The following is an 11,612-nucleotide window of genomic DNA, read 5'->3' as shown; positions in this document are numbered from 1 at the left end:
TGGTTTGCAATGCAATGTAAAAAGCCGCTATTAATACAGCGGCTTTTGTGTGTTCATAAATCGCAGAGTAGGATTAAAAAATCAAACTAAAGAGCTTGTAACTACTTAGGCCAAAAATAAGTACTAACACTGGTAAAGTAAGTAGGTTTACCAATACTGAGTTAGTGTATTTACCCATTACTGCTTTTTGATTAACTAACCACACAAGGTAAGTGGTGACTATAGGCAGCAATAAGCCATTGGCAGCTTGGGCAAAAATTATCACCGCGACAGGGTCTAAACCCAGAGAAGCCACCGCCGCACCAAATAATAAAATAACAATGGCAACGCTTTTAAAGCGAACGTTATCCATTTTATTTGACCAACCTAACATGCCACATACGGCGTAAGCGCCCGCAAGAGGAGCAGTTATTGCGCTGGTTAAACCTGCGGCAAATAAACCAATAGCAAAAAAGTAATGGGCGGCATCGCCAAGTAATGGCTCAAGCTGCACCGCCATATTGGCAGCGCTAATTTGCCCTGCATCGGTGCCATAAAATGCCACTGATGCGGTTGATAAAATAGCTAAGGTGATCACACCACCTAGGGTGATGGACACGCCCGTATCTATATTGGTTTCTTTAATTACTTTTTGTTTGTCACTCTCGCTGTCATGGCGAGCAGCCAGTACCCCTGAGTGTAAAAATAAGTTGTATGGCACTATGGTCGTACCTACCAATGCTAATACTGTGGTGACTGAGCCCTCAGGCATGCTAGGAATAAAACCAGCTAATACGTCACTGAGCGAGGGAGCCGCCATAACAAGCGTAGAGATAAACACTAGGCTCATTAAAATCACTAGTAAAATAAGCGCATTTTCAACAACTTTGTGTTTACCGCTATAAAGTAGTATGGCACTTAAAAATGCAATCAGTGGCGTCCAAAGTTGGGCATTTACCTGAGGGAATATTTCAATTAATCCCATGCTGGCACCGCTTAAATTACCAGCCTCGTAGGCGGCACTGCCAACACCAATGGCGCTGATCACTAAAAATATAGCGAGAGATTTAAATAGGGGAGTTTCAATATGGGCTCTTAGTGCTTGTGCTAAGTCTTGCCCAGTGGCTACGCCTAGGCGCGCCGCCATAGATTGTAATAATATGGTGGCAATTACTGAAAATAGTAATGTCCATATTAGTGCAAAACCAAAGTTTGCACCCGCTACGCTCGCGGTGGTAATAGTCCCTGGTCCAATGAAGGCAGCGGTGACGAGTAGTCCTGGTCCTAATCGCATAGTTTGACCCTAATAGTGCTTTTTATATTGCTATTTAAAGTTACACCTAACGTTTGTTTAACGTGATGCCTGTAATATTGCTGCCACTTATACTAAGTGCCTTGCAGCATTAGCCGCCCCTTGGCTTTGCCTTTTTTGATAACCATATGTTAAAAAAGGTCGCGTAGCATACCAACTTGTATATAAATTTAAAGGGGATAGGTTTCGTTTGCTTAAAATTTAAACGATTTAATTGGTTTTAGTTGTTATCAAGCTTTGGCACTCAGCAAAAATCTTATATGATGTTGACAATAGCACACAATATAAACTTTCAAAGGCGACCATTATTAGTGACTGTAATACATCACCTTTAACTGATAACTCAGAACAATCCCCTGAGATGATGATAACCAATTCAACATTAAAAATAGCCACATTTAACCTGTTTAATTATCTTGAGCCACCTAATGCTTATTATGAGTTTGAGCGGATATATACCGCGGAGCAATGGGCAAAAAAACAGCGCTGGATTATTGATTATTTAACCGAGCATCAGCCCGATGTAATTGGCTTTCAGGAAGTGTTTAGCATTGAGTCGCTTAAAGAATTAGTAAAGCAGCAAGGTTATGCGCACCTCGCTGTGGTGGATGAGCCACAGGTAATAGATGATTTTATTTATAAACGCCCCGTTGTTGCAATAGCAGCAAAATACCCCATCGTTGAAGTAGCGAGCGTTAAACACGACTATGAGCTTGCCAATACTTTAGGTTTAACTGAAGATTTTGCCTTTAGTCGTAAAGTTCTTAGAGCCACAATAAATTTGCCGCATATCGGTAATACCGATTGCTATGTGGTGCATTTTAAATCTAAACGGCCATTAATTGAGATTGATGAAACTAATAAAGAGCTAACAGCTGAAAAAAACATTATTGAAATTTTAAAAGCGAATGTAGCGGGTGGCTGGGGCTCAACTATTCAGCGCGGTAGTGAAGCAACATTGCTGATGATAGAAATGATAAGCCGTCGTGAGGCCACGCAACAGCCTATGATACTAATGGGAGATTTTAATAACGACCTAGCTGATGGCGTTTTAAGCCATTTACTAACCAATACACTGCGTTTTGCCCCTGCGTTTGATAGTAAAACCTACCTTGCAAAATATTGTCTTAACGATGCGTGGCAGTTATTTACAAAGTTAAACGATGACTGCGAGCCTAATGAAGTAGCTAATGAGTCAATACAAGGTGTTATCGATAAAGATAATCAAGGCTTAAAACCACTACGAAAAGCAACACATTACTTTGGCGCAAGCAGTTCAGTACTTGATTATATTTTGTTGTCTTGTGAGTTTGATTCTGGCTATGACGACAGTTTTTTTGAAGTAAGCGATTATCATACTTATGATCGTCATTTAATTAACCCCGAGTTTGAGCGCGACGATTTAAGTACCGATCACGGCGTTGTATGTATCACGCTTAAACTGCGGGAGTAATGATTAACTCACCACTGTTTAGTTACCAAGCCAAACAGTGGCGAGTCGCTATTTACTGACGAGGGTTAATCTCTAAAGGTGACAAGGTAATAGTAGCATTACTGCTGGCCCCTTTATATTCTTGATAGTCTTTGTTTTCAAATAGCGTGTAAAAAACATCAACATAATCATCATTATTGGTAAACCATTCATCAGGCATTGCTTTAAGCAATTCATTAGTAAGTTTAGGAATAATAGTATAGCCCTGTGCTTGTAAATCAGGGATACTTGCCATTACTTGCTCTGATATTTCTAATAATTTCATTGCTAAGGTTTTATAATTAGTGTTGTCATCTTGCTCCATTAAAAGCAAATCGACCGCTTGCCAACGATAACGTTGCCAATGAATTAAAACCTGATTAGGGCTGTAAGTGGTTTGGTCATGATCTAAATAAGGTAAATCAACAATATCTAATATTGGTTCATCTCTGCTAGGATTAATCCCCGTTACGATGGCATAAACTTCTGCCTTTCCTGAAATCCAAGGCTCTTTATCATCCTCTAAATGTATTTTTTTTAGCACACTAGTTTGTAATGGCTGCTCATTACTTAATTGATTTTGTGGGCTAACCATGTTTTTGCTGAACTTGTTAGCAGACAAAATTCCTTTCATTACTGCAATACCCGCATCCTGTACTTTTTGTTGATCTAACTCCACAATAAAAACAGGTTGGGTTGGCATTTGGTCAACGCTCAGATAATGAATGTCACCAAACTGATCGAACGCTTCAATCTCGCTCCATTGGCTATCGTCACCAGCGGGTGCAAATGCGAATAAAGGGCTTTCACCTTGTTGCCAATCAGTAAGCATGGACTCACTTGCCAAGCGAACTTGTAACAAGCTTCCTGTATTGTTTGGTAAGCCTTTAAGTTGTTGTAAGGCGCTATTTGCCTGACTTATATTACGCTTTGTATGCCGTGCTACAGTTGATAACTGATCAGCATTTAAAACTAAGTTATATTTATTTAATGATTGTTTTAAATCAGCATCCAACACTGGATAATTAAGCGCTACTTGCTTTGCGAAATTACGCTTAATAGTTGCTACGTTTTTGTATTGAGCTTGCTGTACCAAGTTTTCTGTATTTTCAATATGATCTTGAGCTGAAAAAGCAGGTACTGATATAAAGTTCAATAATGCCGCTGTAGCTAAAGATTTGGTTATTTTATTTTTCATACAAATTCCGCCGTTCCGTTTCTAGTAACACTATAAAACAATAATTAGAATAAATGCTCAAGTTAAATTTATAAAATACGTAATTAGTATTAATCTTGGCTTGCGGTTTGATATACATTACATAAACACCGTAATTTTTATATAAAGCAGGAATCTATTACAAAAAATGTATATTTTATAAAATAATTTATATACATATCAGTGGTTTAAATTTGGCTTAATAGTTGCTGTAACTATTACTCTAATAACAACACAAAGGAAAAAACAATGACCGATATTGCACATTCTGCGTTTGTAGCATTTTATTTATACTTAATTATGATGTTAGTTCAGTGGGCCGTGGCGACGTTTAGTAAGGCTAAACAACCCGGTGCAGTGCCAGGAAAAATAGATAAAGAGCTATCTCATGAGAGTTTTATATTTAGGGCGCATCGTACTTTTCATAACACCCTAGAAAACAGCGCGTTGTTTATAGGAACGGTTTTATTTGCTTTTGTGATGAATTATCACAGCTCGGTATTTGCAATATGTATTTGGGTATATGTGATTGCACGTTTAATTCATATGGCACTGTATTACGCAATTGCCACCGAGAAAAACCCCAGCCCGCGTAGTTACTTCTTTTTAATCAGTGTGATAGCAAACATTGTGATGTTAGTGCTGTTAGGGCTGCGATTAGCTAGTTAAGTAAATGATTAAAGCGAAAAGCAGACAGCCTCTAGCTTTTCGCTTACATATTTTATCGGGCTGGCTTTGTTTTTCGGGTCACAATAAAACACATTAATGAGCCTAATGTCACTAACACAACGCCTTGCCAGAATGCGCTGGTGAGCGATACTGATAAGTAAATAGCAGCAAATAGTGTTGATAACACAGGGATAAAGTAAGACAAGGTGCCTAACAACACTAGGTTACCGCCAATTATTGCTTGGTTCCACAGTGCGTAACCTCCACCAATAACCACGCCTGCCAATATTAAGGTAAAGCTAGAATCTAGGCTAAACTCAAAGCTGGGTTCATTACTCAATCTGTAACTTATCCATAAAGAGATTGCCGTGGCTGCAAAAAATACACTAATGGCATTTTTACCCTCGCTAAGTTTAACCGTTACACTGCAATATATAGCCCAAATAAACGCCGCTGCGAACGCCATGGAGTAGGGTAATGGATTGTCACTAATATTAGCGGTTAATACTCCTACAGATAAACCACTATTACCTGCAATGCACCATGCAACGCCTAAAAACGCAATCAATATGCTCGGGTATACTAATATGCTTACTTTAGTACGGTTAACAATAATCGATAATAAAATGGTTAACGCTGGCCAAAGGTAGTTAATAATCGCCATTTCCAACGCTTGCTGGCGACTATTTGCAAAGCCGAGGGATAAAGCTAAACATATTTCGTAAATAACAAATAAGCTGCCACCAAAGACTAAATAGCGTTTTGGATAATTGCTTAGCTTTGGTACACCCATGACTAACATTAAAAAAATCGCACTGACGCTATAAATTAAAGCGGCACCGCCAATTGGGCTAAATAATTCTGATAAATCACGAATAAAGGCAGTTAAACTGCTCCAAAGTAAAATAGCGAGCACTCCATAAAGGGTGTATTTATGTTTGCTTAATAAAGACATGGTGAATTGCCTGATGAATGATAAAAAAGTCAGTCGCGAATGTGACATTATAAAAACAGTGAGGCAAGAGGTGGGCTATAAAATTCGACTAAAAGGCTATAAATAGCGTTTAAAATCAATAATAAAGTTAAATTTTAGTAAACAAGAGCAGGCCAAATGATGACCTACTCTGAGATGGTTTTTTTATTCAATACCAATAAAGCCGCCGGTTTGATGTGCCCACAGTGCAGCGTAAATGCCGCCTTGGGCAATTAACTCATCGTGACTGCCTTGCTCTACAACGCCACCTTCATCAAGCACAATAAGCCTGTCCATTTGTGCAATGGTTGATAATCGGTGTGCAATAGCAATGACCGTTTTGCCTGTCATTAAATCATCTAAGCTGGCTTGAATAGCTGCTTCTACCTCTGAGTCTAAAGCGCTGGTGGCCTCATCAAGTATAAGAATAGGCGCGTTTTTGAGTAACACCCGAGCAATAGCAATCCGCTGGCGTTGCCCGCCCGAGAGGGTTACCCCTCGTTCGCCCACTTGTGCATCAAAGCCTTTATTGCCTTTGCTGTCTTCTAAATCGTTTATAAAATCGAGCGCTTTGGCTTGTTTGGTCGCATCGAGCATTTCCGCTTCGGTTGCATCAGGTCTGCCGTATAAGATGTTGTCTTTTACTGAGCGGTGCAGTAGTGAGGTGTCTTGGGTGACCATAGCGATATAGCGGCGAAGGCTTTCTTGGCTTACATCAGTTATATTTTGGCCATCAATACTAATACAGCCTTTGTCTGTATCGTAAAAACGTAGCAACAAGTTAACTAATGTGGATTTACCCGCGCCAGAGCGACCCACTAAGCCAATTTTTTCGCCCGGTTTAATATTTAAGTTTAAACCGTTAATTACAGGACCTCGGTTATTTTCATTAGCGGCTTTACCATAATTAAAGTGTACATTGTTAAAGTCGATTGAACCTTGAGTTACTTTTAAACTATCGGCTTTTGGCTTGTCATCAACCGCAATCGGGTTTGAAAGGGTGCGCATGCCATCGGCTACGGTACCAATGTTTTCAAATAAGCTGCTAATTTCCCACATGATCCATTGGGCCATACCATTAAGCCTTAACGACAAACTCAATGCTACTGCAATAGCCCCCGCACTAATGGCACTTAACGACCATAAATACAAAGACACTGCTGCCACCGAAAATACCAGTAAATAGTTCAAGCTTTGAATAACCACGTTAAGGCTGGTTACCAAACGCATTTGTTTATATACAGGCTGTAAAAATACATCCATGCTTTGTTTAGCATATTGCTCTTCGCGTTGAGTATAAGAAAACAGCTTAATGGTTGAAATATTGGTGTAGCTGTCAACAATACGGCCGGTCATTTCTGAGCGTGCATCAGCTTGTGAGCTAGCAATGCTTTTTAACCGTGGTACAAAGTAAATTTGCACGCAAATATATAATGCTAACCACACTAATAATGGCAGCATTAAGCGCCAATCTGAGGCGGCTACTAAAAACACCATTGAGCCAAAATAAACGGCAATGTACATCAATACATCAAGTAACTTAGTGACTGACTCACGCACAGCTAATGAGGTTTGTAACACTTTAGTGGCTATTCGCCCGGCAAATTCATTTTGATAAAAGCTGACACTTTGGCGTAATAAATAACGGTGCGCTAACCAACGTATCGACATCGGATAGTTGCCCAACAGTGCTTGATGTAAAATAGCTGACCTAAAAAAGACTACCACAGGCATCACAACCAAAAGCATTAACCCCATTTTTATTAATTCGGATTGTTGCTGCGAAAAAAGTTCTTCAGGGGTGTACTCGCCAAGCCAGTCAACCAGCTGTCCCATGTAACTAAATAAAGACACTTCTAAAATAGCTAATAATGCGGCACTGAGCGACATAAGGACTAACGACAGTTCCATGCCTTTGGTGTAATGGCGGCAAAATGCAAATAAGGTATTAGGAGGCTGAGACGGAGTACGCTCCGGGAACGGTTTAGTCATCCGTTCAAATAATCGATACATATTAGAAGCTTATTAAGTATTTATAGAGGTATCCCACTATACCATTGTAAAGCGCAAAGGCGCAGTGGGAATGAGGTATTTAGCTGTTATCTTAAGTTAAGTTAACGATTTACAGTTTTGTATGACCGGTTTTATTTTTTACCAGCCAGTAAGATATACCTAAGGCTAAAGTCACTAATGCAAGGCCAATAATTTGTTCTGAGGTCACTAATTTTAAATCTAAAACAATAATTTTACGCGCCACAGCCATTAGTGCGGTGGCAATGACCAGCTCAACAGGCAGTGAACTTGAGCCTAAATATAAACGAATATTGGTAAATATTTCTACCGCAATAAGCACCACCATAAAAGCACCAAAGGTTTGCAGAATGTCTTCAATGTTTAATAAAAAATAAGGGGGAGAGCTCAATCGCATATATAAAACATATACTACATCAGCAATACTCCAAAAAATAACTAGCACCATGAGCACCGCTAATATTTTAATAGCAAAGCGAATCGCATGATGTAAATACTGCATAAGCGGGTCAACATGATCCTCTGGTAATTCTTCGTGTTTCTTCATATTTTTACAGCACCTTATTATTTTTAAACTGGGTATATAAAATGATAGCTGATTAATCGTGTTTCTCTCTTTAATATACGTACAAAACAGCATAAGTGATTATTTTTATTAAACTAGAAACTGAGCAAGCGATACCTAAACTAAGCGTGTTAATTAAATGTAATTTAACCTGAGGTTTTTAACGTCTATCTCAAATGCATTGCTGTATACCTGCAGAGCTGTCATTTTAAAAACATCAACAATAAGGATTAAACTGCTATGTCAATTTCACCTTTAAAGTTAGTTACTCGGATTATTAAGTATAGTGCGGTTGCATCTGTTTGTAGCGCGTCATTTTATAGTGTGGCGGCACAAACCACACAACAAGCATCATTGCACAATATTGCAGATCAAATTTCAGCGCAGCGTATTGGAGATGATATTCAAACGTTAGTGGATTTTGGTACCCGCCATACTTTATCTGAAACTAAATCGGATACCCGTGGTATTGGCGCGGCAAGACGCTGGATAAAAAAAGAATTTGAAGCAATTTCGGCACAGTGTGGTGGCTGTTTAGAGATACTAGAAGTAAAACAAACCATCTCGGGTGAAAAGCGCATTCCTGAACCCGTGGAAGTGGTTAACATAATTGCGATTCAGCGCGGTAACACCGATCCTAACCGTATGGTGATGATGTCGGGAGATATAGACTCACGCGTTAGTGATGTTATGGATTTTACTAGCGATTCACCTGGGGCAAACGATAATGCATCAGGGGTTGCCGGTGTGATTGAAGCGGCACGGGTGTTATCGCAATATACATTTAATGGCTCAGTGGTATATGCAGCACTCTCAGGTGAAGAGCAAGGTTTATTTGGCGGTAAAATTTTAACTGCTTACGCACAAAAAAATAATTGGCAGGTTCATGGTGTTTTAAATAACGACATGATTGGTAACATCACCGGCATTAATGGCGTCACCGATAACACTACTGCACGTATTTTTTCTGAAGGTACGCGTGTAGTTGAAACTAAAGAACAAGCCCGTACACGTCGTTTTACTGGCGGCGAAGTTGACTCAGCGAGCCGTAATTTAGCGCGTTACATAGACACCATTGCTGATAAATACATTGAGAACTTAGATACCATGCTGGTATATAGGCTCGACCGTTTTGCACGAGGCGGGCATCATCGTCCGTTTAATGATGCGGGTTTTGCGGCTGTGCGCATTATGGAAACCAACGAGCATTATGATCGCCAACATCAAGACCTGCGCACCGAAAATGGGGTAGTGTACGGTGATACTATTGATGGGGTGGATTTTGATTACGCCGCAAAACTTACCTCATTAAATGCGGTAAGCCTTGCGTCAATGGCGTGGGCCCCTGCGCCACCAAAAGAGGTGAAAATTAGTGGTGCCGTACGCGCCAGTACCACACTTTCTTGGCAGCCAACAGAGGATAAAAATGTAGCAGGCTATCGTATATACTGGCGCTATACTAGTGAACCACAATGGCAATACAGTCAATGGGTTGATAAGGTCAGTGAATTTACCCTAAAAAATGTGGTTATTGATAATTACTATTTTGGAGTTGCTAGCGTGAATAAACAGGGTATTGAGTCGCCAGTGGTATTCCCAGGTGCTGTGGGTTCGTTTGATCACAACAAAAAGTAAGTGTACTTTGCTTAAAAACCCAGCAAACAGCTGCGAATAAGGTGTTAAGCACGCTATTTATGCTTGCGCCTTATTTGTTATGCCCTTAAAGTGTAAACAAAGAAGTAAAAAGGTTATTAAAATGCAGCAACAAGAACAAAAACCATTAACACCAGAGCAGCAAGCTGAACTTCAGCAACAAGAAATTCAATGGCAGCGCGAATGTTTTCAAAATGCGCAAAAACATTTAGCTGAAAAAGGCATTATGCCTAAAACCTTGCTTGAAAAAGAAAGCCGTTTTTTAGCGCCTTTATGCGCGCTTTGGAAATTTAAAGCGCAAAACGGTAAAAGCTACTGGGTGATCACCGGTCGTTTACCAACAGATCACGCTGAAGCGTCTGCAGCAAAAGATGCACGTGATGCCATGCGTTATTTTTCATTGCAGTGGCAGTTAAAGGCCGACCAAATTATTACAGCGGGTGCACGAGATAAAACCCAAGCCGACTTTGCAAACTTACTGATTAACCGTGCTCATGGCTTATATGAAATGCATGAAAATGAGCAGCTTTGGGCAAAAGAACCAGCTTAAAATAAGCGTAATTAGCTTTTAAAAAAACCTAACTTAGTTACCTAAGTTAGGTTTTTTTTCAGCTATGCCGTCAAAAGAATATTAATACGCGCTATCTACTCGCACCGTGTTATTAGTTAAGTAAATAAGGCGAACATTATCCCCTTGGTGAAAACGCATAGCGGGATCGTTGTCTTGTACCACCATAAATTGCTCACCACTTTCTACTTGTATCAGTAATTCAACGAGCTGTGTGTTTTCATAGCGCTGTGTTTGCTGCTGATTATGAGCAACGTTACCACCAATCACCGATCCTAAAATAGTCGCTACAGTACGACCACTGCCGCCGCCAAACTGGTTACCAATAACACCGCCTAGTAAGGCACCGCCAAAGGTTTTCCAGCCGTTACTTTTGTCTTGTACTAGTTGTTGCTCAGTAATAGTGCGCACCGACTTTACTTTACCAAATAGTACTTGCTGTACAGGAACGGCTTTATTTCGTTCGTACTTGGCAAACGTTGGGGCACTTACTACTAATAAAGCGCATAAAATTAAGCTAAGCGTTTTCATAATTCGCTCCTGTTATTACCAACCAAACGTTGATTTTTCACGCGTCTTACGAATTTCAGTTTCGTCAGCCCATTCAACAAGACCGCTTTGCATATCCATTAAACGCATTGTAAATTTGTAGTACACATCGGCTTTATCTGCATTAGATTTAACAATGCTTGATAGGTTACCGTACAGCATATATTGCGCACCAATTTGCTTACCAAAAGCCACCGCAGTACTTGGGTTGACTAAGGCGTCTTCGTTTTGAAATGTAATTTGCTCACGAACCGCCTCTACACGGGTCATATCAACAAATCTAAATTTGCCGCTACGCAGTAATTGAGTAGAGATTGAGTCGGTGATTGATTCTGTATCTATGTGTTCACTGGTTTTATTTTTAATACGCTCTACAAATACCACAGGGCGTGTATTGGCGGTCATAGTACCAACCACAGGCGAACTAAGCAGAGAGTCGGTCATTTGCGAGGCAACTTTTTGTAAGTCAGTAGAGCCAAAGTTTATATCTGTGGTTTCTACGGCTTGGGCATCACCATAGCTGACAACAGCTTTGTTGGCACAGCCTGCAAGTGTCAGTGCCGCTAAGCCTAAAATTGCATAACTAGACAGTGATTTAAATTGTTTATTGATCATCATGATTTCCT

General features: G+C 40.0%; 11 protein-coding genes. 4 read left to right on the top strand and 7 right to left on the bottom strand.

What is annotated here, in order from left to right:
* Positions 1–73 precede the first annotated feature (73 nt).
* Complete coding sequence (locus PUND_RS10805) at positions 74–1,273, bottom strand: Nramp family divalent metal transporter (RefSeq protein ID WP_010389739.1); 1,200 nt, start codon at positions 1,271–1,273, stop codon at positions 74–76.
* 421 nt (positions 1,274–1,694) lie between these two features.
* On the opposite strand from PUND_RS10805, the gene PUND_RS10800 reads away from it, so the two are divergent.
* The gene (locus PUND_RS10800; RefSeq protein ID WP_041709027.1) at positions 1,695–2,744 is read left to right on the top strand and encodes an endonuclease/exonuclease/phosphatase family protein; all 1,050 of its coding nucleotides are present in this window, start codon (positions 1,695–1,697) and stop codon (positions 2,742–2,744) included.
* A gap of 52 nt (positions 2,745–2,796) precedes the next feature.
* Here the strand turns inward: PUND_RS10800 and PUND_RS10795 are convergent, their stop codons facing one another.
* Positions 2,797–3,960, bottom strand: a complete 1,164-nt coding sequence (locus PUND_RS10795; protein WP_010389741.1) for a DUF3103 family protein — start codon at positions 3,958–3,960, stop codon at positions 2,797–2,799.
* Positions 3,961–4,227: 267 nt separating this feature from the next.
* Between PUND_RS10795 and PUND_RS10790 the strand changes: the two genes are divergently transcribed.
* Positions 4,228–4,647 (top strand): MAPEG family protein, encoded by a 420-nt coding sequence (locus PUND_RS10790; protein ID WP_010389742.1) that lies wholly within the window; start codon positions 4,228–4,230, stop codon positions 4,645–4,647.
* A 52-nt stretch (positions 4,648–4,699) separates the two neighbouring features.
* Here the strand turns inward: PUND_RS10790 and yddG are convergent, their stop codons facing one another.
* The 3 genes from yddG to PUND_RS10775 all read right to left on the bottom strand — a co-directional run bounded on the left by yddG (position 4,700) and on the right by PUND_RS10775 (position 8,198).
* On the bottom strand, positions 4,700–5,602 hold the full coding sequence (yddG, locus tag PUND_RS10785; protein WP_010389744.1) for an aromatic amino acid DMT transporter YddG: 903 nt from the start codon (positions 5,600–5,602) through the stop codon (positions 4,700–4,702).
* A gap of 183 nt (positions 5,603–5,785) precedes the next feature.
* Positions 5,786–7,633 carry an ABC transporter ATP-binding protein gene (locus PUND_RS10780; RefSeq protein ID WP_010389745.1) on the bottom strand — a complete coding sequence of 616 codons (1,848 nt, stop codon included), beginning with the start codon at positions 7,631–7,633 and terminating at the stop codon, positions 5,786–5,788.
* A gap of 109 nt (positions 7,634–7,742) precedes the next feature.
* Positions 7,743–8,198: a phosphate-starvation-inducible PsiE family protein gene (locus PUND_RS10775; RefSeq protein WP_008110035.1), complete on the bottom strand. Its 456-nt coding sequence runs from the start codon at positions 8,196–8,198 to the stop codon at positions 7,743–7,745.
* A gap of 258 nt (positions 8,199–8,456) precedes the next feature.
* On the opposite strand from PUND_RS10775, the gene PUND_RS10770 reads away from it, so the two are divergent.
* Positions 8,457–9,851 carry a M28 family peptidase gene (locus PUND_RS10770; RefSeq protein ID WP_010389746.1) on the top strand — a complete coding sequence of 465 codons (1,395 nt, stop codon included), beginning with the start codon at positions 8,457–8,459 and terminating at the stop codon, positions 9,849–9,851.
* 121 nt (positions 9,852–9,972) lie between these two features.
* Positions 9,973–10,419: a DUF4826 family protein gene (locus tag PUND_RS10765; protein ID WP_008110031.1), complete on the top strand. Its 447-nt coding sequence runs from the start codon at positions 9,973–9,975 to the stop codon at positions 10,417–10,419.
* A gap of 81 nt (positions 10,420–10,500) precedes the next feature.
* Here PUND_RS10765 and PUND_RS10760 read toward each other — a convergent pair whose 3' ends face one another.
* A complete protein-coding gene (locus PUND_RS10760) occupies positions 10,501–10,968 on the bottom strand; it encodes an outer membrane lipoprotein (protein ID WP_010389747.1) in 468 nt (155 codons plus the stop codon).
* Positions 10,969–10,983: 15 nt separating this feature from the next.
* Positions 10,984–11,601, bottom strand: a complete 618-nt coding sequence (gene lpoB, locus PUND_RS10755) for a penicillin-binding protein activator LpoB (RefSeq protein WP_010389748.1) — start codon at positions 11,599–11,601, stop codon at positions 10,984–10,986.
* Between the last annotated feature and the right edge of the window lie 11 nt (positions 11,602–11,612).

The organism is Pseudoalteromonas undina, assembly GCF_000238275.3.
In the GTDB taxonomy this organism is placed as follows: Bacteria; Pseudomonadota; Gammaproteobacteria; order Enterobacterales; family Alteromonadaceae; genus Pseudoalteromonas; species Pseudoalteromonas undina.
This window is presented reverse-complemented; position numbering and strand designations above follow the sequence as displayed.